The organism is Pseudomonas sp. H3(2019) (assembly GCF_007713465.1).
GTDB lineage: Bacteria > Pseudomonadota > Gammaproteobacteria > Pseudomonadales > Pseudomonadaceae > Aquipseudomonas.
In genome coordinates this window covers 50,428-71,549 of record NZ_VMSG01000029.1, presented here as the reverse complement: position 1 = coordinate 71,549, position 21,122 = coordinate 50,428, and the positions used below count along the sequence as shown (strand labels likewise).

At 58.7% G+C, this 21,122-nt stretch carries 23 protein-coding genes and 3 pseudogenes; 11 read left to right on the top strand and 15 right to left on the bottom strand.

The features are described from left to right. The first annotated feature begins 564 nt into the window (after window positions 1-564). Window positions 565-1,005 carry an HD domain-containing protein gene (locus tag FPT12_RS24040; protein WP_145020949.1) on the top strand — a complete coding sequence of 147 codons (441 nt, stop codon included), beginning with the start codon at window positions 565-567 and terminating at the stop codon, window positions 1,003-1,005. Here FPT12_RS24040 and FPT12_RS24035 read toward each other — a convergent pair. From FPT12_RS24035 to FPT12_RS24020, 4 genes are all read right to left on the bottom strand, one after another. Next, window positions 974-1,420, bottom strand: a complete 447-nt coding sequence (locus tag FPT12_RS24035) for a hypothetical protein (protein ID WP_145020947.1) — start codon at window positions 1,418-1,420, stop codon at window positions 974-976. The genes FPT12_RS24040 and FPT12_RS24035 overlap by 32 nt on opposite strands. Window positions 1,421-1,738: 318 nt before the next feature. Then, window positions 1,739-2,260 carry a DUF2846 domain-containing protein gene (locus FPT12_RS24030; protein WP_145020943.1) on the bottom strand — a complete coding sequence of 174 codons (522 nt, stop codon included), beginning with the start codon at window positions 2,258-2,260 and terminating at the stop codon, window positions 1,739-1,741. Between the two features lie 70 nt (window positions 2,261-2,330). Further along, entirely contained in the window at window positions 2,331-2,930 is a 600-nt protein-coding gene (locus FPT12_RS24025; RefSeq protein ID WP_145020940.1) for a hypothetical protein, read from the bottom strand. Between the two features lie 589 nt (window positions 2,931-3,519). Then, window positions 3,520-3,813: a fructose-bisphosphate aldolase gene (locus FPT12_RS24020; RefSeq protein ID WP_145020937.1), complete on the bottom strand. Its 294-nt coding sequence runs from the start codon at window positions 3,811-3,813 to the stop codon at window positions 3,520-3,522. A 598-nt stretch (window positions 3,814-4,411) separates the two neighbouring features. Between FPT12_RS24020 and FPT12_RS24015 the strand changes: the two genes are divergently transcribed. Beyond that, window positions 4,412-4,834 (top strand): HD domain-containing protein, encoded by a 423-nt coding sequence (locus FPT12_RS24015; protein WP_145020934.1) that lies wholly within the window; start codon window positions 4,412-4,414, stop codon window positions 4,832-4,834. A 34-nt stretch (window positions 4,835-4,868) separates the two neighbouring features. Here the strand turns inward: FPT12_RS24015 and FPT12_RS24010 are convergent, their stop codons facing one another. The 3 genes from FPT12_RS24010 to FPT12_RS24000 form a co-directional block, all read right to left on the bottom strand. Continuing rightward, complete coding sequence (locus FPT12_RS24010) at window positions 4,869-5,261, bottom strand: VOC family protein (protein WP_145020932.1); 393 nt, start codon at window positions 5,259-5,261, stop codon at window positions 4,869-4,871. Between the two features lie 93 nt (window positions 5,262-5,354). Beyond that, on the bottom strand, window positions 5,355-7,061 hold the full coding sequence (locus tag FPT12_RS24005; protein WP_145020929.1) for an amidase: 1,707 nt from the start codon (window positions 7,059-7,061) through the stop codon (window positions 5,355-5,357). Window positions 7,062-7,243: 182 nt separating this feature from the next. Next, window positions 7,244-7,702 carry a helix-turn-helix domain-containing protein gene (locus FPT12_RS24000; RefSeq protein WP_145020927.1) on the bottom strand — a complete coding sequence of 153 codons (459 nt, stop codon included), beginning with the start codon at window positions 7,700-7,702 and terminating at the stop codon, window positions 7,244-7,246. 137 nt (window positions 7,703-7,839) lie between these two features. Here FPT12_RS24000 and FPT12_RS23995 point away from each other — a divergent pair, with 137 nt between their 5' ends. Further along, window positions 7,840-9,123: an MFS transporter gene (locus tag FPT12_RS23995; RefSeq protein ID WP_145020959.1), complete on the top strand. Its 1,284-nt coding sequence runs from the start codon at window positions 7,840-7,842 to the stop codon at window positions 9,121-9,123. After that, window positions 9,120-10,016 carry an EamA family transporter gene (locus FPT12_RS23990; protein ID WP_145020924.1) on the top strand — a complete coding sequence of 299 codons (897 nt, stop codon included), beginning with the start codon at window positions 9,120-9,122 and terminating at the stop codon, window positions 10,014-10,016. Before FPT12_RS23995 ends, FPT12_RS23990 begins: the two co-directional genes overlap by 4 nt. Window positions 10,017-10,077: 61 nt before the next feature. On the opposite strand, the pseudogene FPT12_RS27750 reads toward FPT12_RS23990, so the two are convergent. Both FPT12_RS27750 and FPT12_RS27745 read right to left on the bottom strand, forming a co-directional pair. Next, window positions 10,078-10,782, bottom strand: a pseudogene (locus tag FPT12_RS27750) (cytosine permease); the annotation flags it as partial. After that, window positions 10,768-11,575: pseudogene (locus FPT12_RS27745) on the bottom strand (NAD(P)-binding domain-containing protein); the annotation flags it as partial. The pseudogenes FPT12_RS27745 and FPT12_RS27750, both read right to left, overlap by 15 nt. Window positions 11,576-11,871: 296 nt before the next feature. Between FPT12_RS27745 and FPT12_RS23980 the strand changes: the two are divergent. Together FPT12_RS23980 and FPT12_RS23975 are read left to right on the top strand one after the other, a co-directional pair. Next, a complete protein-coding gene (locus tag FPT12_RS23980) occupies window positions 11,872-12,399 on the top strand; it encodes a DUF3087 domain-containing protein (RefSeq protein WP_145020921.1) in 528 nt (175 codons plus the stop codon). A gap of 5 nt (window positions 12,400-12,404) precedes the next feature. Continuing rightward, a complete protein-coding gene (locus tag FPT12_RS23975; RefSeq protein WP_145020918.1) occupies window positions 12,405-13,085 on the top strand; it encodes a GNAT family N-acetyltransferase in 681 nt (226 codons plus the stop codon). A gap of 93 nt (window positions 13,086-13,178) precedes the next feature. Here the strand turns inward: FPT12_RS23975 and FPT12_RS23970 are convergent, their stop codons facing one another. From FPT12_RS23970 to FPT12_RS23960, 3 genes are all read right to left on the bottom strand, one after another. Beyond that, entirely contained in the window at window positions 13,179-13,493 is a 315-nt protein-coding gene (locus FPT12_RS23970) for a type II toxin-antitoxin system YafQ family toxin (protein ID WP_145020915.1), read from the bottom strand. Next, window positions 13,459-13,749, bottom strand: coding sequence for a type II toxin-antitoxin system RelB/DinJ family antitoxin (locus tag FPT12_RS23965; protein ID WP_145020912.1), 291 nt, complete (start codon window positions 13,747-13,749; stop codon window positions 13,459-13,461). The genes FPT12_RS23970 and FPT12_RS23965 overlap by 35 nt, the downstream gene beginning before the upstream one ends. A gap of 407 nt (window positions 13,750-14,156) precedes the next feature. Beyond that, window positions 14,157-15,095, bottom strand: coding sequence for a class I SAM-dependent methyltransferase (locus FPT12_RS23960; RefSeq protein ID WP_145020911.1), 939 nt, complete (start codon window positions 15,093-15,095; stop codon window positions 14,157-14,159). Window positions 15,096-15,294: 199 nt separating this feature from the next. Between FPT12_RS23960 and FPT12_RS23955 the strand changes: the two genes are divergently transcribed. Together FPT12_RS23955 and FPT12_RS23950 are read left to right on the top strand one after the other, a co-directional pair. Further along, the gene (locus FPT12_RS23955) at window positions 15,295-15,855 is read left to right on the top strand and encodes a cytochrome b (protein ID WP_145020908.1); all 561 of its coding nucleotides are present in this window, start codon (window positions 15,295-15,297) and stop codon (window positions 15,853-15,855) included. A gap of 25 nt (window positions 15,856-15,880) precedes the next feature. Beyond that, a complete protein-coding gene (locus FPT12_RS23950; protein ID WP_145020905.1) occupies window positions 15,881-16,453 on the top strand; it encodes a YceI family protein in 573 nt (190 codons plus the stop codon). Window positions 16,454-16,464: 11 nt separating this feature from the next. On the opposite strand, the pseudogene FPT12_RS23945 reads toward FPT12_RS23950, so the two are convergent. Beyond that, window positions 16,465-16,820, bottom strand: a pseudogene (locus FPT12_RS23945) (adenosine-specific kinase); the annotation flags it as partial. Between the two features lie 71 nt (window positions 16,821-16,891). Here FPT12_RS23945 and FPT12_RS23940 point away from each other — a divergent pair. Then, window positions 16,892-17,272 (top strand): RidA family protein, encoded by a 381-nt coding sequence (locus tag FPT12_RS23940; protein WP_145020902.1) that lies wholly within the window; start codon window positions 16,892-16,894, stop codon window positions 17,270-17,272. 9 nt (window positions 17,273-17,281) lie between these two features. On the opposite strand, the gene FPT12_RS23935 is transcribed toward FPT12_RS23940, so the two are convergent. Then, on the bottom strand, window positions 17,282-17,995 hold the full coding sequence (locus FPT12_RS23935) for a murein L,D-transpeptidase catalytic domain family protein (protein ID WP_145020899.1): 714 nt from the start codon (window positions 17,993-17,995) through the stop codon (window positions 17,282-17,284). Between the two features lie 144 nt (window positions 17,996-18,139). Between FPT12_RS23935 and FPT12_RS23930 the strand changes: the two genes are divergently transcribed. Both FPT12_RS23930 and thpR read left to right on the top strand, forming a co-directional pair. After that, the gene (locus FPT12_RS23930; RefSeq protein WP_145020897.1) at window positions 18,140-19,711 is read left to right on the top strand and encodes a murein L,D-transpeptidase; all 1,572 of its coding nucleotides are present in this window, start codon (window positions 18,140-18,142) and stop codon (window positions 19,709-19,711) included. Between the two features lie 21 nt (window positions 19,712-19,732). Beyond that, a complete protein-coding gene (gene thpR / locus FPT12_RS23925; RefSeq protein WP_145020894.1) occupies window positions 19,733-20,293 on the top strand; it encodes an RNA 2',3'-cyclic phosphodiesterase in 561 nt (186 codons plus the stop codon). Here thpR and FPT12_RS23920 read toward each other — a convergent pair. Continuing rightward, on the bottom strand, window positions 20,285-21,076 hold the full coding sequence (locus tag FPT12_RS23920; protein WP_145020891.1) for a glycosyltransferase: 792 nt from the start codon (window positions 21,074-21,076) through the stop codon (window positions 20,285-20,287). The genes thpR and FPT12_RS23920 overlap by 9 nt on opposite strands. Window positions 21,077-21,122: the final 46 nt, after the last annotated feature.

Genomic DNA, 21,122 nt, shown 5'->3' with positions numbered 1-21,122 from the left:
TCAACTTACGGTGGGACTTACACCCACAAGATTGCGCCCATGCTGGGCGCACGAACCCGGCAGACCCGAAGGTCTCCCACACACAGCCACCATAAAACGGACTTCGGACGCTGATGCGACCGTCGTTGCTTTTTAGGGTGCTTAGGTTACTACACGTATCGTTAGGGCTGCGAAACCCCGTAGCCGATTGATGCCAGCCACGGAAGAACTTTAGGCGTCGATATCAGCGACTGCAACCGAGGGGTAGGACGCTGCGCCGTCATTGTGGCGATGTGGTTTGTCCATGTTCGGCGGCGTATTTGCCGTAAACCGGGCGTTGCGGAGTGTCTGAGGAGATTGGTTGCAGGATATGGGGCCGCTTCGCAACCCAGCGGGAGCAAGCTCCCTCGCCACGGTGGGTGGATTCCTACGAGAGTTTCGGAGCTGAAAATCAAAAGATCGTCCGAACGCGGCCCGAGCCTTCGGCAGCTCCGAGCGTGGAGGAGTGGAAGTCCGTCGCGGGTTGGCTCAAGCTCGGCATCAATGTGAGTAACCGCTACGGCTTTGAAGCCAAGGAAAACCGAGATGACTCAAACACTGGAACGTGCCATCGCCATTGCTGCTGCCGCTCATGAAGGGCAGGTCGACAAGGGCGGTTCGCCGTACATCTTGCATCCGCTGAAAGTGATGCTGAGGGTCAGCACCCTGGAAGAGCGGATCGTGGCGGTTCTGCATGACGTGGTCGAGGACTCTGGCATCAGCCTCGATGATCTGCGTCAAGAAGGCTTCAGCGAAACGGTGCTGGCGGCCATTGAGTCTGTCACCAAGCTGCCGGGAGAGTCCTACGAGCTGTTCGTCGAACGAGCGGCGCAGAACCCGATAGGCCGGGTGGTCAAGCTGGCTGACCTTGATGGATTTGGGGACAGACCACGATTTCAACGGTTTTCGGAATCGTGGTCTGTCCCGGTATTTCCTGTGATAGAAAGGTTGAGCATCAGATACGGTCAAATTCTTCGATGCCGGTGACCTGCCCGTGAAGTCCAACCACTGTCCGTTTCCATGGCCCAGCACATGCGAATTTAGCCGCAATCTCAAAAATGAAAGAAACGACTTCGCCAGAGGTTGGCCACTCAGTACAAGGTATGGTCATTTCATCCACGAATCTTTGAGTCTCGGACAGAATTGTGGCCGTGACTATAACTGTTGGCTTAGTATGAAATGAAGACTTATCCAATTCCATTTTAGCCGCCCCAAGACAATCAAGAACGCCTAGAGCATCTTCAAAGTAGTCGCCTTGTGGCGCAGACCGGCCACTAAGAACCATCGCGTAAGCAGCGATGGCACGTTTGGCATCATCGCCCAATACTCGTCGTTGGAGTAACGCCAGCTCCGAGAGGCTTTGGCAACCGGACGCAGGACCAAATATTTCGCGTTCATTCATTCTATGAGAATCCATATTTTCTTTTGCGGTGACCGGCAGGTTCTAGCCGATTTCTGCCTGTCACGACTGACCGAAATCGACCCAGGTTGTGTGAAAACGTTTTGGAGCAGGTTTGACAGTCAGGACTGCAATGAAAATCGCGTTCCTACGCGAATTTACGGCCTGCTGACTAACCAAACGCTGGCAGATTTTACGTAGCAACGCAGACGTCAAAACGGGGCATACGTTTTCACACAGCCTGGACCCAAAGCAGACACCTTAAAAACACATTCTTCTCTTTCTCGGACCAGGCCGGCAGCAATGCTTAGCCCTATTCGTTCACAGTGCGGTTGCAGGCACCTTCTGACACCATTTGATAGAACGCAAAGCCTGCTCGGTAGGTACTAGCGCATAGCGGAAGTAGAAACGTGTTCCACCGTAGCGACCGTCGTCCACCTCGCCTAGGCTCTGACCATCCTCGTAGGCAGAGGTGCTGATCTGATCTGCAATGAAATAGACCTTGCCATTCTCGACGCTGATATCGAAACGCTTATTGACCATACCGCTGATGATGGGTGGTGAGGTTGATTCAACCCTGTACTTACCAGCAGGAATGTTGGCCTTGAAATAGCCACCGGATGGCAGGCTGCCGATGGCTTTGCCATCCACGTGGATGGTCGGCGCAACACCATTGCCGATACTCGCTGCGGTGCGATAGAAGTACACCGTGGCTTGGTCTGGGCTGGCCTCTGAGGGGGGCGTGAAGAAGGGTTGGCCCTTCAGATCGGGACCGCTTATGCAGCCGGTAAGTAAGGTCAGACTTGCGAACAGGCAAGCCCAAAGTAGCGCGCAGCGTTTCATAGAAGGACATTCCTTGAAAGGGGGAGGATCACTATGCGCCGGCCTGCATGGGAAGGCCGGCTGAGTCGACTCAGTACCTGCAGAGCCCTTTACCGTTGTCAGTTGCATCGGAGCTAGGCCAGGGTTCAAAACCACTCTTGGCGGTCAGATTCAAGATCTTCCGGTCATTGAGTATCGGGTACTTGCGCTTCAAATTACCCAGTGTCTTGTCGTCGTTGTTCACATTGGACAGGCAGAAGCTAATGGCATTGGCGTAGAGGTCCCCGATGTAGGCTATTTCCCCTGCTTTCACTGTGAAAACTACAGGCGCTGTGCGTGCCATTGCCCGGCCCGCGTAATACTGGTAGCTCCAACTCGTGAATTCATATTCCCCAGGTGACACTTCATACATGAAGAGATTGCCCAGCAAATTCGGTGATGGCTGATCGTCTTCATTCTGCAGGGTATATAGCTGGAGGATTGAGTTCGGTTCTCCATGCTTCCTGATCTCGACCACCAGCCCATGCGGCTGTGTCAGGAAGCCTTCAGTAATCGAGCCAAGAATGATGGCTTTGCTGGGATCCGGTTCGCGTTTGCCGTCATATCTTGAGGTAGCGCACCCGACCAAGAGAGTGGTCGAAAGTGCCATAGCTGCCCAAATGAAAAGTTTGTTGCTGACTTTCCGTAGCATAGGACTTGTAGGTTCCATGATTGCCTGTTGATTCAGGAGATGCACTCTTATGAGTGATGCGTGAAGGCACGCGGCAAAGCCATGACGCCTTCGACATCGCAATATGAAGTGTGCCCCCTTAGGGGAGGTTGTGGACGCAGCAGAGATTACCCATGCCGCGGGGTGACGGCAAATTGATATGTTTGCACTGACGATTTTGGCGGCGTGCTAATGCGCGGCTATTCCGTATCCGTGAGAGGTGACTGTCTGCTTCTGGCCGTTCTCTGCCGGTCATGTCTCCACTAATCTTGCTGGTCAAAAAACGGTGCACGTGAATGGTCGAGTCGAACGCAAATGGGGGCAAGCCAGTGCAATTTCCCCCCTGTGATCTGAAAATGGCCGAGAGCAAATTCTGATGCTCTGAGGAATCTATTCAAAGCATCTGGTCAAGTCCCATGCAAACGGCTGGTCTGGTCCTATGCAAATGGGTGGTCATATGCAACGCAAACGGGTGGTCAAGTAGGGTGCAATTTCCCACGCAGGATAAAAACGGAATGTAAGCAGACAAAAAAAACCGCAGCAATGCGGTTTTTTTGCGACTCGATGCGGGTCACTGCCCCTTGGGCATATCAAACCCACGCTGCTCAATCACTCCAAACACATCAGCCACATCCTGAACCATAATCCGAGCAATATTGGTGACAGTGTTGATGTCGTTCTCGGCGTAGTCGGGGAGGCTGGTGCAGGCCATGAGGTTCAGGTATTTGAGGACGGCGTTGAGGCGTTCGCTGACGCAGTTGTGGAGTTCGCGTAGCGGGACGTCGCTATCGATGTGCAGGACTGGGCAGTCGGTGGCGAATTGGGACATGGGGGTGAAGCGGTGGGGCGGGTTGTTCGTAGTCATAAGTGTGAGCTCTTCAAAGGATAATGAAGTGCCACCTTTCTGCTGCGAAACAAATGGGTGGCAGCTATGTGCGGGTTCGCAGACCGGAGAAGAGTCAAGCCGGCAGACCCGAGGGTCTCCCACACACAGCCGCCATAAAACGTAACGGCGGCAAATTTTGCCACAGTTGTCATTTAGCGGTGTGTGTCATCTTCTGTAGGGCTGCGAAACCCTATCGCTAACAGCTGTCAGCGACGTCTCGAATATAGGCGTCGGTTTTTGGCGCCGCAACCGAGGTGTAGGACGCTACGCGGTCATTGTGGCGATGGGTTTTGTCCATGTTCGGCGGCGTATTTGCCGTAAACCGGGCGTTGCGGAGTGTCTGAGGAGATTGGTTGCAGGATTTGGGGCTGCTTCGCAGCCCAGCGGGAGCAAGCTCCCTCGCCACGGTGGGTGGATTCCTACGAGAGTTTCGGAGCTGAAAATCAAAAGATCGTCCGAACGCGGCCCGAGCCTTCGGCAGCTCCGAGCGTGGGGGAGTGGAAGTCCGTCGCAGGTTGGCTCAAGCTCGACATCAACGTGAGCAACCGCTACGGGTTTGAAGCCAAGGAAAACCGAGATGACTCAAACACTGGAACGTGCCATCGCCATTGCTGCTGCCGCTCACGAAGGGCAGGTCGACAAGGGCGGTTCGCCGTACATCTTGCATCCGCTGAAAGTGATGCTGAGGGTCAGCACCCTGGAAGAGCGGATCGTGGCGGTTCTGCATGACGTGGTCGAGGACTCTGGCATCAGCCTCGATGATCTGCGTCAAGAAGGCTTCAGCGAAACGGTGCTGGCGGCCATTGAGTCTGTCACCAAGCTGCCGGGAGAGTCCTACGAGCTGTTCGTCGAACGAGCGGCGCAGAACCCGATAGGCCGGGTGGTCAAGCTGGCTGACCTTGAAGAGAACAGCGACCTGTCCCGAATCGCACAGCCGTCCTGGGAAGATCTGGAGCGAATTGAAAAGTATCGGCGGGCGATTGGCAGGCTGCGTTCGTAGCCTGCCAACTCGGCATCTAGGCCCTAGCTATCGCTCACGCCTGCACTGGCGTGCAAAGCTCCACCAATGTCCCGTCCGGGCAGCGAACGTAGGAGACGGTTTGCCCCCAGGGTTTGATGAGCGGGGCGGCTAATTCAGTGGCGCCTGCGTGTAGCGCTTTGGCATGGGCGGCGGGGACGTCGTCGGTCACCAGGCCGACTTTGATGCCCAGTGGTTTGGGGGAGGCGTGGGCCGAGATGTGGCCGCTGCTGAAGTTCATCGCCGCGAGTTCGTCGGCAGCGAATGCCAGGGTGGTTTCGCCGGTTTCGAGTTCGCCGTAGGTGGCGGATTCGTGGAGGAAGCGGGTGGCAATCCCGAAGGCGGATGAAAAGAACTGGAGTGAGGCTGCAACGTCCGGGACGTAGATGATCATGTAGCCGAATTTCATGTGCAAACATTCCTTGTTGTGACATTGGGGTGGCAAATCTAGCAGAAGGCGGACGCAACATCGCATCCGCCTGTCATTTCACTACAGAGCCATTTACTTGCGCAACGCCGGAGTCCTTGGCGGAATCATCCGCTTCGTTCCCGTCGCCTCGAACGCCGAAGCCAACCGCAGCAACGTCGAATCGTCATACGCACGACCGGCAAAGGTCAGCCCGACCGGCATGCCGATGTCCGGCATCACACCCATCGGCACGGTGACCGTCGGCACGCCGAGGTGGCGGATGGCGAGGTTGCCGTTGGCGACCCAGATGCCGTTGCTCCAGGCGATGTCCGCCGAGGTCGGGTCGACATCGGCATTCGCCGGGCCGACGTCGGCGACGGTCGGGAACAGCACGGCATCGAGGCCGAGTTGGTCCATCCAGTCTTCAAGGTCGATTTTACGGGTCTGTTCAAGCCCCCGCAGGCCGTCGGGTACTGTGGCGATCTGGTCCCACGGCGTCAGGCCGCGCTCGGCCATCCGCACGTATTCGTCCATGCCGGCGGCAAGGTCGCCTTCGCGGTTGGGCAGGGTGCCGGGGTCGTGCGGGAAGATCAGCGGGCCGTCGACGTCGACCAGGCGATTCAATTTCGGATCGCCGTTGGCCTGCAGAAAGTCATCGAACGCCCAGGCCGTCAGGTCCCACAGTTCATGGTGGAGGAACTCTTTGGAGACGATGCCGCGATTGAACACGGTCGGCGCACCGGGGCGATCACCTTCGCAATGGGAGACCAGCGGGAAGTCGACGTCGATCACGTCGGCGCCAGCGGCTTCGAGTGCCTGGCGAGCCTGTTCCCAGAGCCCGATCACCGAGGCGCGGGTGTTGATGCGTTGCCCGGTCGGGCCACCGATGCCCGGTGCTTCAGAGGTGCCGGCTTCGGGATCGGCGTTGATGTACATCCGCGGAATGCCGAAGCGCTTTCCGGCGAGTGCATCGGGCTTCGCGGCAAGGTCGGCATAGGAAGCGGGACGCACCGAGGCGACGCTCGGGATCGGCACCCAGGGCTGCATCCGCCACAGGTCGCCGCGTGTGTCGGGGTCTTCGGCCACCACCACGTCGAGCACATCGAGCAGGTCGGCCATGGTTCTGGCAAACGGTACGACCACGTCCATCGTCGGCGTTAACGGCCAGTTGCCGCGCACCGAGATCACCCCGCGTGACGGCGTGTAGGCGCACAGGCCATTGTTCGAGGCGGGGCCGCGTCCGCTCGACCAGGTTTCTTCCGCGAGGCCGAAGGCTGCGAAACTGGCGGCAGTGGCGGTACCGGCGCCGTTCGATGAGCCGGAGGCGAAAGGGGCGGTGAGGTAGTCAGCGTTGTACGGGCTTTCTGCCCGGCCGTAGACCCCGCGCTGCATGCCGCCGTTGGCCATCGGCGGCATGTTGGTCTTGCCCAGGCAGATGGCGCCGGCGGCGCGCAGCCGTTCGATGGTGAACGCATCGCGATAGGCAATCAGGTTGGCGAAGGCGGGGCTTCCGGAAGCGGCGGTCAGCCCCTTCACCAGATAACTGTCCTTGGCCGTGTAGGGAATGCCATCGAGCGGGCCCAGCGTCTCGCCTTTGGCGCGGCGGGCATCGGAGGCCTGCGCCTCGTTCAGCGCCTCGGGGTTGCGCACCACCACGGCGTTAAGGGCGGTGGGCGTGTCGGGGCCGTCGTAGGCATCGATTCGGGCGAGATAGGCCTGCACCAGTTCAACCGCGGTGGTCTGGCCCGATTCGAGCGCCGCCCGTAGTTGGGCAATGGGAACCTCGGTGACCTCGATCATGCTGCTCTCTCAAAATGGGTGTTCATAGGGGGGGGCGTGGCACTGTAGTACGCGCCGGTGTCTGGGCTTTCAACCTGAGCATTCTATTAAACGCCCGGCAAAAAAGAGCAGAAAAAAAACCGCAACACCGTGTAAGGCCAGTCAGTCAGGAGATTCCGGGGCGAGGCAAGTCTGCTGTCGATTCACGACTCGCCGCCAACAAATCTCACTCTGTGGCAGTCAGACGGTCCAAGTTTTTGACCGCTTGATGAGCGAACATCCATCGGCATCAGAGGCTCGCCGGACTCGTTGTCCATCAGCACAGAACGCGTCTCCTGCGGCTTGAACAGGAAACGTTCGCCCCACTGCCTCATGCTGACCACAACTGGAAAGACCTCCCGTCCTTTTTCCGTAAGGACGTACTCCTTGTAGGCGCTGCCATCTGACGCCGGTCGAACGTCGAAAACCCCGACCTCAACCAGCGTCTTCAGTCGCGATGCCAGAATATTCTTGGCCACGCCCAAGCTCTTTTGAAATTCGCTGAATCGGCGAATGTCGTCAAACGCGTCGCGGATGATCATGAGCGACCAACGATCTCCGATGGCCTCCAGTGTTCTTGCGACCGGGCATTCGCTGCTGTGTGGTGAGGCATCTTCGACCATTTTTTTGACCTTGCGGAATGTGGAGTTGCCAAGTCTGTCCACCAGCCTGGCGCAATGTGGTTGCAATTTAAAACCTGATACAGCAACAATGAAATCTAGTTCTGAATTGAAACCAGTTTAACGCCATGGAGGTGTACATGACAGCAGATGCCGACTCAGCCACCAAACGGTTCTCCAGACAGCCTTCGGGATTACTGCATTCGGATACCGGAGATAGCAGCAGGACCGACCGGTCTCCAGGGCTTTCCCCGTCGCTCACGTTATTGTTTTCCGTCACCTGCGCACTTGCAGTCGCCAACGTTTACTTCGCCCAACCTTTGCTCGCCTCAATGGCTGAGAGCCTGGGCGTCACCTCAGGAATGATCGGGGGCGTGGTGACGGCCACTCAGGTGGGTTACGCGTTGGGGTTGCTGTTCATCGTCCCACTGGGCGATAGGGTCAACCGAAAGCGGCTGATTCTGACTCAAGTCCTGCTGTCTGCGGTTGCACTCGCGGCGGTCGGCGCAGCACAGCAATGGCTGGCCCTGTTGGGCGCCATGATCGTGATGGGCTTACTGGCAGTGGTTGTTCAAGTACTGGTGGCATACGCCGCCGTGTTGGCAACGCCATCACAACGCGGGCAGGCAGTGGGGACGGTAACCAGTGGAATTGTCCTGGGCATTCTTCTGGCGCGGTTTACCTCTGGCCTGATTGCGGACATCGCCGGCTGGCGCGCCGTTTACTTCGTGTCCTCAGGATTGATGCTGAGCATCGCGGCGGTGCTGTGGAAAGTGGTTCCTGTCACGGCGCCGCCCAGGCACCAAGACTCCTACCTGACGCTCATGAGTTCACTCTTCAAACTGTTCATTACCGAACGCACTTTACGCACCAGGGGCCTTCTGGCCTTACTGATCTTTGCCGCTTTTTCCGTGCTGTGGACATCCATGGTGCTGCCGTTGAGCGCTCCGCCGCTGTCGCTTTCACACACCGCCATCGGCCTGTTTGGCTTGGCCGGCGTCGCCGGTGCCCTTGCTGCCAGTAGAGCCGGTCGCTGGGCCGATCAAGGCCTGGGGCAACGAGTGACCGGCATTTCGCTGGGGCTCCTGACGCTGTCCTGGTTACCCATCACGTTTGCCGAGACGTCCCTGATCGCGCTGGTCTGCGGCGTAGTCCTGCTCGACTTCGCGGTGCAAGCGGTACACGTCACCAACCAGAGCCTCATTTTTGCTGCACGACCCGACGCCCAAAGTCGCATGGTCGGCGCATACATGTGCTTCTACTCGGTCGGTAGCGCGCTGGGAGCCGCAGCCGCGACTCAGGTTTATGCGCTCTGGGGCTGGATGGCAGTAAGCCTGCTGGGCGCCTTGATCAGCGCTGCTGCTTTGCTGCTGTGGATTCTCACGTTTAATGCTTCAACGACCCATCAAGGACGATCAGCATGAAAGCCAGGCACCTGCTACTCGCCATTTCGATTACGGCCATATGGGGCGTGAATTTCTCGGTTATCAAACTGGGTCTCACCACCGTTGACCCGCTGATCCTTGCTGGCATTCGCTTCACGCTTTGCGCACTTCCAGCGATCTTTTTCATTCCGAAACCTGATGTGCAGTGGCGCTACATCATGGGTTACGGTCTGGTCTTCGGTATCGGACTTTGGGGCGTCGTTAACCTTGGCATCCAGTCTGGGCTTTCAGCAGGCATCGCTTCGCTGGTGCTTCAGTTCAGCGCATTTTTCACCCTCCTGTTGGGCTCATGGATATTCAAGGAAGCGATTTCCCGCTACCAACTGGCGGGTATAGGTATCGCCTCCTGTGGCTTGTTGAGCATCATCTCGATTGTTGATGGGACAGTCACGACGGCCGGGCTGCTTTTGGTGCTGCTGGGAGCGGTCGCCTGGAGTGCGGCCAACGTGATCAACAAAAAAGCGAAGACCACCCAGGTCTTCGCTTTCCTGGTGTGGTCCAGCGCGTTTTCGCCCATCCCTCTTTTCGCGCTGGATTACGCTGTCAACGGCTCAACGGGTTACAGCGCATTGGTGAATCAACTCGACTACCGCGCCGTCCTGTCGATTCTGTTTCAGGTCTACCCCAATACACTCTTCGGCTACTGGGTGTGGAATTCACTTCTGAAACGATATCCCGTGTCTACAGTCGCTCCATTGTCGTTATTGGTGCCGGTATTCGGATTGCTCGGTTCAGTCACAATTTTCAATGAGAGCCTGTCAGTCAACAAAATCGTTGCAGTCGTTCTCATCGTGTCGGGTCTTGGCGTCGGCTTATACGGACAGCGCGTCCTCAGTGCGGTGCTCAAGCGTTCTGACCGATGCCCATCGTGATCTGACTGGCATTACGCAACACAGTGCGGGGTTTTTACGATTGAACGCTGCGCGCTATCCCTTACACGGCGCTCGCCAGTTTCCCGCTCGACAACCGACGCTTGTAGGCGCTGTCCCGGTTTGCCAACCACCAATACAGCGGCGACGTAATCAGCAGGCCCTCCAGCCAGGACAAATCAGCCCCATCGATGTGCGCCGAGATCGGCCCGACGTACAACGGTGTGTTCATGAACGGAATCTGCATGGCGATACCAATCGCATAGGCCAGCAGCGCCTGCGGGTTGTAGCGCCCGTAAATCCCGCCATCGACATGGAAGATCGAGTCGATGTCGTACTGACCTTTGTGAATGGCGTAGAAGTCGATCAGGTTGATTGCGGTCCACGGCACCAGCACCACGAGCAGCACCAGCACCATGTCGACGAAGTGGCCGATGAAGTCCGCCGAGGCGCCGATGGCGGCGAAGCAGCAGGCGGCCAGGACGATGATCGAGAGTACCGCGCGGCTCTTGGCGGTCGGAATCCAGCGAGCGGCGAAGGTCTGCACCAGGGTGATCAGCGAGAGCACGGCGCCATAGAGGTTGAGGGCGTTGTGGCTGATCACGCTGAGCAGGAACAGCAACAGCATCAATGGGCCTATGGAGCCGGTGGCGAGTTTGACCGCGTCCATGGTGTCCATGCCCACGGGCGTTGCCAGCACGGCGACGGCGCCGAAGTTGAACGAGAGGCTCGAACCGAGCACGGTGCCGAGGTAAGTGGTCCAGATGATCGAGGTCACGCCGGCCTTGGCCAGGTCGAGCTCAAGAATCGGATGGGTCGCGCACTCCGGGTCCGGGAAGGTATGGCGGGCTTCAGGTTCTTCCGGCAGGTCCAGGCCATTGCGCTCGATGTAGGCGTCAGCGGCATTGAGCAGCGCCAGATAGTTCTCGTCGCCGCGTGCCAGGTTGTCGGCAAGATTCGGCTGGAAGGTCGCCACGGCGCCATTGAACGATTGGATCAGGCCGATGAGCGTCATGCCGCGATGGGCCCGCCCGCGGAAGTCCACCGTACGGCCGCCATGCGCACCGCTCACGGCGATGGTGACGTGTTCGCGACCGGGCTTCATGGCCGCTTGATCCCATTCGCCGAGCACGCCCAGCCACCAGCAGAAATCACGGTTGCGATAGGCGCGAGGAGGGCGGTCGTGCGCGCCGACCGAGAGGTACACCTGCTTGCCGGCACGCTGCAATTCATCGGCGATCTGCACCCCCGACGACCAGCACAGCGCCCTCGGGCAATTGCGCTGGATTGCGGTAGTCGGCCGAGTGGATCTGCAGGAACGGCTGATCTTTCGGCGCGATCGGCGGGATGACCGGACGCTGGAAAGGCCCGGTGGCGGCCACCACACGGTTGGCCTCGATCACGCCTTTAGAGGTTTCAATGGTGAAGCCCGGGCGGCTCACATTGCGTTCAACTTTCTTCACCTCCACACCGGTGCGGATGGGCGCGTTGAATTTCCTGGCATAGGCTTCGAAGTAGTCGGCTACCCGCTCTTTCGGGGCAAAGCCATCCGGGCTGAGATCAGCGAATTCCCGCGCCGACAATCAGCGTGTCTGTTTTTATTGTTTCAATGGTCATCTCAATGCCCTTCGAAGTTGGATTAGGGTCGGTTACGACCTGCCATTTCTTGGGCTCAAGACTAGGGATCACCCCGGTATCGGTAAAATATTATTAAGCTGGCATTTGAGTATAAATAACTGATGCAGCGTGTTTACCGGGGGCGGTGAGGCGTCCTGTTGATTAAGCGTGTCTGTATCGGGCTCTACGGGCGATAATGCCGCGCATCCTGTCTTCAACTTAGCAAAAGAGCCCTGCCGTGATGTTCGAGATCAAGCCGTGGAACCCCGAAACCTATCGACAGCAGACGCGCCGCAGCACCGTGATCATCGCCGTGACCTTCATTTTGTTGGCGATGACGCTGTCCGGCCTGGCCGTCATGCTGTTCGGCGAACCCGGTGGCGATAACTTTCGCTTCAACCTGGGGGGCGTCATTGCCGCCGTCATCCTTAGCGCCGCGTTGATGAAAACCAAAGGCTGGTCGCAGCCGTGGATGGCGGCGGCGGTGTACGGCTGGCAACTCAAGCGCAGCCTGATGAGCGTCACCAACGTCATGCATAAAGTCACTGACGCGGTGCAGGCCGGTAACCCGAGCGCAATCAAGCTGCTGCGCTTTTATCACCTGGGGCTGACGCAAATGCACCAACTGGACGGCAACACCAGCAGCCTCAGCCAGATGACTCGCGAGATCGATCAGCACAAGGCGAGCATGGAAGCGCTGGGGATCGAGACTGAGCAGAATCAGCTGAATCCTGAGTGGCTGGCGGCAGTGAAGGCGAAGGAGGCATGAGTTCGATGTTCACTATTACCCATTTTGAAACCCTGTGCTCCGAGCACATTAACGACCAGATTCTGCAGATGGTCGTCGACTATCTGACCGATATCAGCACGGTGGCGATTGCACCGAGCAACCTCCTGTTCAACGTGTATCAATATGCGATCGGCTACGAGGTTCATCTCTATTTGCAAGCGCTCGGCGGGTCCAAGGGGATCGCCGTCGAATTGATCGTCGCGACGGACGATGAGGCCCCTTCGAAGGTCATCGGCTTTTTGCTGTATCTGCCGGTCAAGGACGATCCCGAGGCGTGCGGCGTGGCCTATATGGCAGTGCAAGCCAGTCATCGGCGCCAGGGCGTCGCACGGGCGATGGTCCAGGAAATGCTCGGCCGATATCCGCATGCCGAGCTGACATGCGCGGTCGGCAAGGTTGCCTGTTTCGAAGCGATGGGCTTTCAGGTGCTGGGTGCGCGCGGGCCGCAGGTGCTGATGAATACTCGTGATCACAGCACGGGCGGTTTGATGGGCGTGCTGGATACAGCGCCGATCTACCGCTCGACAGAAGTGCGGCAGATCCATACGTATCTGCTGCAAAGACACGGGAAGCGGGCGATGCTCGACGCCGAAAAACAGCGCGACCGGCATCTCGACCAGATGACGGCCAAAGCCAGGGCTTTTGTGCAGGAGCGACTCGGGTAGGCGGTAGTGCATGCTACTTCGCGTTCTGACGGGCACCGTCGTTTACAACTGAGATGTAAGAGGCTCGGACGCTGATATTTAGCGTTCAGAGCCCTACTTGAACAGTTCAGGATGGCTTCCGAGATCAACAAATGTAATCAAGTCAGAACATGAGTGCTCGTAGATCATCAAGAAGTCCCCCCCAATATGACACTCCCGAAAACCACACCAATCGCCCGTCAAAGCATGATCCAGGTACTCGGCCGGCAGTTGCTCCCCCAGAAATAACATGACCATCACCTGACGAACTTCATTCATGTCACGGCGTCCGGCCCGCTTGTAACGTTCCCAGGACTTCTTGAATTCCGATGTTTGAGCACACTGCTTTGGCAGTTCAGCGCGCTTTTGCTTTTTCTCCGGTTTCGCCATCAGTGTCCCTCAGCATGTCGTCTATCGAGTCGAACTGTTGGCGAATGCCTCGCGCTTCGATCATGGCGCGGGCAGTTTTTTCCGAAGGGACGCGTATCTCAAACGGGAGCCCTTGAGTCGCAACGACCTGACGGAGAAAAAGACGCATGGCATCACTAATGCTCAGCCCGCAGGCGTTCAAGACTTCGGTGGCACGCATCTTCAGATCCTCATCAATGCGGCAACGCACGTCAGTGGTTTTCAGCAATGCACCCATGGTAATGACCTCATTGTTAGTTTGTAGCTACATTGGCGCTACCTCCAGCATTGTGGTTGAGCGTAGTCCTTTCGGTCAACGTCGCCTTGATGAGCGGTTTCAAAGTCTATGACGCGGTCTGAGCACCGACAGGGATTCTCGCCCAGTATTTCAATCGTTTGGGCGCACGCTGGATATCAGCCTGATCCACTTTGTCTTTGAGAACCGTCCGAGCCCAATGCAGGAAGTTACTGAAGGTGCTGCACTCCGGTGTCGACTTCCTACCTGAATCTGGTTTTTCAGGAGGCCGATTGCTGAGCAAACCAGTCCAATACGGCTGGTCGGGCTGGGTGCAAGGCGCTGGTAGGTTGTAGTCATTGGTGTAGACGCCAGGTGTTTTTCGAGGGCCTAAGCCCCGTAGAGGCTAATCAGCCTGCCTTGAACACCAGCGCCTTCAAGCCGCTTTCAGCATCGATATCGGGAAATTCCGGTGGGTTTTCCAGGCGTTGTTCGAAGCGCAGGCTCGGGGCTTCGCGGGTGACGCCGTCGATGAGAAAGTCCGGACCGAAGGCCGGGTCATTCATGCAGGTCAGTACCACGCCCTCGCTGGTGAGCAGTTCTGGCAGGCGGCGTAACACGCGCTGGTAGTCCTTGGTCAGCAGAAAGCTGCCTTTCTGGAAAGACGGTGGGTCGATGATGATCAGGTCGTAAGGGCCGCTGTTGATGACCTTGCCCCAGGACTTGAACAGGTCATGGCCGAGAAAACTCACCTTGCTCAGGTCGTGCCCATTCAGTCGGTGATTGTCGCGTCCGCGGCTCAGGGCGCCGCGGGACATGTCCAGGTTGACCACATGCTCCGCGCCACCCTCGATGGCGGCCACCGAAAACCCGCAGGTGTAGGCGAACAGGTTCAAGACGCGTTTGCCATGGGCATTGGCGCGCACCCAATTGCGGCCGTAGCGCATGTCGAGAAACAGGCCGCTGTTCTGTTTTTTTCCCAGGTCGATGCGATAACGCAGGCCGCCTTCGGTGATCGTCCATTCCTCGATCATTTCCCCCAGCAACCATTCGGTGGTGCTTTGCGGCAGGTAGCGATGTTGCAGCAGTAGCGTATGCGCGCCGGACTTTTCCCACGCAGGCGATTGCGCGATCTCCATCAACAGCTGCTTCAATGCCTCCAGTTGCGCCGGGTCAGGCTCCTTGAACAGCGAGACCAGCACCACACCCTGCATCCAGTCGACGGTCAGTTGTTCCAGCCCCGGCCAGCATCGGCCCCGGCCATGGAACACGCGGCGGGTTTCTTCGGGGACAGCGGTCAGAGCCGTCAGTAAATGCTGGCGGAGGATGGCGAGGGCGTCAGGGTTCATCGGGCAGGGCCGGCAATATGAAAGGGGCGGCATTTTAACCACAATTGTGATGCCAGGGGTTCTGCGAGGCAAAAGGCGATTGCGTAGGCAAGCTTGCCGTCAAAGCATTTGCGCAAGTACTGGTACAGATCAACAATGTACCGGCCGTCAGGCAGCGAGGTTTTTACCCGGTCACGTCGTCAGTCGACGCGGAGTGCTCATGAACGATCGTTACACCCGCACGGCGATTTGCCTGCACTGGCTGATAGCCCTCGGGCTGATCGGCACCTTTGCGCTTGGCTATTACTTGCCTGAGCTTGCGCTTTCGCCGACCAAACTGAAGCTGTACTCATGGCACAAGTGGGCCGGGGTGACCTTGTTTTTTCTGGTACTGCTGCGACTCGGCTGGCGCCTGGGCCATCCTGTCCCGCCGTTGCCGACGAGCGTGCCGGCCGTGATGAGGTTCGCATCCCATGTTTCGCATGGGGTGATGTATGCACTGATGCTCGCGATTCCGCTCAGCGGCTGGCTGATGAGTTCGGCAAAAGGCTTCCAGACGTCGTGGTTTGGTGTCTTGCCGCTGCCGGACCTGCTGCCCAAGGACGCCGCGCTCGGCGACCGCCTCAGTGATGTGCACAAGGTGCTCAACTACACATTGCTGGTGCTGGTGATCGTCCATACGTGCGCGGCGCTCAAGCACCATTTCATTGATCGCGACGACGTGCTGACGCGCATACTGCCGTCGAAGCGCCCGCCTGCCCCACGGCATCTCAAGCCATGAAGCAGGCCACTGACCGGATAATCCCATGACCCATCGATTTTCACGCTCTGTCATCCTGGCTGCAGTCCTTGCATTTGCTACCACGGCGGGCGCCCAGGCCGTCGAATACAAGAAAGTAAACGCAAGCGCCAGCCAGATCAGCTTCACCTATAACCAGATGGGGGCGAGGGTCTATGGCACGTTCGGCAAGTTTGAGGCCACCCTCGATTTCAACTCGGCGAACCCCTCGGCGGCCCGCGCCGCACTGACCATTCAGCTCGACAGCATCGATGCCGGGAACAGCGATGCCAACAGCGAGTTGAAAAAGCCCGCCTGGTTCAACACGGCGGCTTATCCGGAGGCGAAGTTTGTATCGAGCAGCGTGAAGGCACTCGGCAACAATCGCTACGAGGTCTCTGGCAAGCTCACGCTCAAGGGCATTACCCGCGAGGTCGGCGCACAAATCACCTTGAAGCCTGAGAGCGCCATCGGCGTATTCGATGGCGAGTTCATTCTCAAGCGCGGCGACTTCAGGATCGGGGAGGGCGAATGGGCCGATTACGGGGTTATCTCCAACGAGATCAACATCAAGTTTCGGGTGGTTGCCCCCGAACAGTGATGCAGGCCGCTTCACTGCTTGTAACCGATCTGTCGCAACAGGTTCTTGCGCCACAGGATGTCTTCGTCGCCTTCAATGCCCTTGGCACAGAAGCCATCCACCACGCCCCCTGATCGGTTTCCGCGAGAATCACTTCAGTCGGGTTGGCGGTTGCACAAAAGACACGACACACCTTGGGCACCATTTTGAGGGTGTTCAACACGTTCAGCGGGTAGAAACCGTCGCCGAGAAAAATGATGAAGCTATGGCCGGCGGCAATGGCTTGTGCATTTTTCCGGGCCAGTTCGATCATCGCGGTACCGGTGCCGGACCATCGCACCGGGCATTTGCCGGAGGCTTCGCAAAAGGCCACGCCAAGATTGTTCCCCAACGATGGGGCTGTAAACTGGCCGCAGTTTACACATTCACCCCTTTATCACTTCATGCAAGAGAACCCCCATGGCAAACCACGACCTGACCTTCCTCCCTGACCCGGATCCGGAATCCATCTCCTCCGACGTCGCCAGCTTCGGCGGCCTGCTGGTCTCCACTCAGATCCCCACTCGCGCTGACGGCAGCCTGGAGCTGGGTGGCATCACCGAGCAGAGCGAGTGCACGTTGCAGGCACTCAAGGTTGCGCTGGAGCGGGCCGGCAGTTCCATGGACCAGGTCATGCATTTGACCATCTACCTCACCGACATGGCCGACCGCGCCGCCTTCAACGAGGTCTATCAACGCTTTTTCGCCAAACCCTGGCCGGTGCGCGCCGCCGTTGGCGTAGCCGCCCTGGCGGTCGAAGGCATGCGCGTGGAAGTCACCGCGATGGCGGCCAAGGGCTGAGACCGCGAGTCAGTCATTGTGCGCCGTGAGGATGTCGGTCACCGGGTGTGGCCGACAGTTGAGGTAGGCCGAGGTTTTCAGCCAGCGCTGGTCGGGATACCAGGAGAACATGAACTGGCCGTCCTTGAGTTTATCGATCACCTGGCGCGCCACTTGCGGGCGCACGGCCGGGCAACCCTGGCTGCGACCGATGCGGCCCTGGCGTTCGCTCCATAAGGGATTCACGTAGTCGGCTGCGTGGATCACGATGTCGCGATCACGTGCGCGGTCATTGAAGCCCGGTTCCAGGCCATCCATGCGCAGCGAGTAGCCGTGGCTGCCCTGATAGCTTTCCTGGGTGCGAAACAGGCCCAGGCTGGACTGATAGCTGCCGACGCGATTGGAGAATTGCGTGGCGAAATTTTCCCCGGATTTTTGCCCATGGGCGACCAGGTCGCGCAGCACCAGGGACTTTTTGCGCAAATCGAAGATCCAAAGACGACGAGCCGTGGATGGTTGCGAATAGTCGATCACGGCCAGGCGCTCGGCTTGTCTGGCGCCACTGTTGACGGCGCATTGCATGGCGCTCAGGGCGCTGTGCAGTGCTTGGGGATTGAGTTCTGGAGCGGCGTGCGCGAGGCTGTTATACAACGCTTGATTGTGGGTGTCGGCGGCGAATGCCGGACTGCACATCGCGCCCAGCGTTATAGCTGCCAGACAGCGTCGGCGCAAAAAGGTCAGCATATGTTGAGAGTCCCAGTGTCGTTGTTGGCTCTCGACTTCCTGTCGTTTCCCCGGCAGGCCTGTTGCTACGCTGGCCTTATTGCTTGCCGCACCTGCTGCAGAGGTTGACCGTCTACGAGACGGCCATGGAGTGGAGTAAAGCAGTTGATCAAAAAGTACGCATGTTACTTGAGCCTTTTCCTGCTCGCTGCGCCATTGGTCGCGACTGCCCAGAACGAGCTGGCTGATCACGACAGCCCATTGAAATTGGCGCTCACTCAATTGCCGGTCGATTGCCCGCGCCTGGCCGCGCACCTGAGCGCGTCAGCGCAAACGCTGTTGCAGGCTTTTTATCAGCAGCAGGACTACGTCCTGATCTGGACGGCCAACGGACGCTTGTCGGCCTTGCAGGCACAGTTGCAGCAGTTGGCCGATGACGGACTGGACCCGAAGCGCTACAGCCTGCCCACGGGCGGTACTGAGGAGGATGCGTTGTGTGCCGACATCGGCATCAGTCAGCGTTACCTGCAAGCCTTGCAGGACCTCCGTTACGGCCGCTTGCTGCAATCGCGTTTCGAGCCGCTGTGGCATGCGCAGTCGTTGCCGCACGCCCGACCCGCCGAGGTGCTGGCCATTGCCGGGCCGGGTCTGCAAGACATGGCGACGGCTTTTCAGCTGGCCCGTCCAAGCCTTGAGCAATACCAGAGCTTGCGCCGTGTTTATGCCCGGCAGCGCCGGCAGCCGTTGCCCCATTGGCAGGTGCTCGCCAGTGGGCCCTTGTTGCAACCCGGCGCACAGGATGCGCGAGTTCCCGAGCTGGCGAAGCGACTGTTCAGCGAGGGCTATCTGGCCAGCGCTTCCGCGGGTATCGGCACGGTCTACAACAAGGAGCTGGTGAGTGCGCTGAAAAACTTCCAGCTGAGCCATTCGCTGCAAGCGGATGGCGTGCTGGGGGAGGGCACCTTGACCGAGCTGAACGTCAGCCCGGCGCTGCGGCGCGAGCAGTTGCGGATCAACCTCGAACGGTTTCGCTGGCTGGCGCAGGATCTGGAACCCAATGGTTTGCTGGTCAATGTGGCCGCGGCGACGCTGACCGTCTATCAGGGCGGTCTGCCGGTCTGGCAGACGCGCACTCAGGTGGGGCGTGCCGAGCGGCAGACCCCGCTGCTGAAGTCGTCGGTCACGCGCCTGACCCTGAACCCGACCTGGACAGTGCCGCCGACCATCATGCGTGAAGACAAGCTGCCGGAAATTCGCCGGGACCAGGCGTTCCTCGGTAAACAAAACCTGCAGGTGCTGGACAGCGACGGCCATCCGTTGGCGGTGGACGAGATCGACTGGGATAACCCCGGCAACATCCTCCTGCGCCAGGACGCGGGACCGAAGAATCCCTTGGGGCAAATGGCGATCCGCTTCCCCAATCCGTTCTCCGTGTACCTGCACGACACCCCCAGCCAGGCGCTTTTCCAAAAGGCGCCGCGGGCGTTCAGTTCAGGCTGTGTGCGGGTCGAGCAAGCGATGCAGTTGCGCGATCTGTTGTTGAGTCCGGCTGAGCGTCAGCGGACCAATGAGTTGTTGGCGACAGGCCTGACCCACGAATTCAGGCTCGCGACACCGGTGCCGATCCTGCTCAGTTACTGGACCGTGCAAGCCGACCGGCAAGGCCAGTTGCTGTATGCCCCGGATATTTATGGGCGGGATGGCGCATTGTCGGCTGCGCTGGGCGGCAAGTCCTGATCCAGTCGGGAGGTACACGGCATGAACACTGGACCGCGTGAGCAGGGCGAGCCGTTCAAGCGATTGTTTTTCGCGCTGCCCTGCGCCACGGCACAACGTCGAGCCATCGCCCAATGGCGAAGCGCTCTAAGGCTTAATAGCGGGCGCCCGGTGCCAGCGGAAAACTTTCATCTGACGCTGATGTTTCTGGGGGCTGTGGCGGTGACGCAAATTCCGGATATCTGCGCGGCTGCCGCGCAAGTCCGAACGCCGGGCGAGCGGTTGACGGTCTCTCTCGACCACCTGGATGCATGGCGCCGCGCCGGTGTTTTGTTACTCGCGCCAACGCAGACGTCGTTGCCGTTGCGTCAGCTGGTGTATGCCTTGCAGCAGGCGATGCTGGCGCTTGGGTTTGCCGACATTCCCAGGGAATATCGTCCGCATTTGACCTTGATGCGCGACTTTCGAGAACCTGTCCCGGAGTCTGACACGCCCCCCGACTTTCATCTGAGTGCCGGGCATTTTGCGCTGTTCGAGTCGCATAAAGGCCGCTATCGGGCGCTGGCCGAATGGCCTCTGGCGCCCATCACCGGGTCAGGATAATAGAGGGCTCTGCCCAGTCAGTTGGTGGTACATCTTGACCCGTCGATGGCTGCGCGCATAACCGCCCATCGCTGAGACCGTCCCGCTTTGAATATGGTCCAGATAACGGAAAATCGTGCGTGGCGAAATAAAGCCGATCTTGTAGTTCAGCGCAGCGATCCGGTCTTGCAGTTCGTAACCGGGATTGCGCCCATCCATTTGAAAGCGCAGACCGTGCTGTTTAATCAGGCGCGCATTCCACAGGGTACAAAAGCTCTTCAAGTGAACTTCCCTGAACGGTTTCGGCGCCCGTGCATTCAACCCGAAGGCCAGCAAGCTGCGCCGGGTGTAGTGCTTGAAAAACCGTGATGTCAGGCGCCAGGCCGATCGGGCCACGCCGCGATTCAGCTGTTCCAGGCAGCCGACCGCCGCCACTTCCTGCGGGCCAGCGCACTGGCTGAGCATCAGGCTGAACACAGCCGGGTCGTAAATGAACGTGTCGGTGTGCAGCAAAAACAGGTACTCGGTTTCAACCTGCTCCAGGGCAAGGTCCAGGGCTCGGCCGTGAGCAAAGCTCCCGGCTTCAGGTGCGGTACTTTTGCGCTCGATCAGGTTGATCCAGTCGAGCGTGCGCAGGTATTCGCTGCTCGCATCGTTCGAATAGTTGTCCACCACAAACACCGGCACGCCAGCCTCTTGCACATGCTCGCGCAGCAGTTGCAGGCAGGTCCTGGTCAGTTCAAGCGATTTGTAGTTGACCAACACAATGCTGTAGTTGGCCTTGGTCGTCAGTGAATGCGTCATAAGTGGGTGAGCCTCGATTGCTGCCTGAACTTCAGGCTTGCGCTCA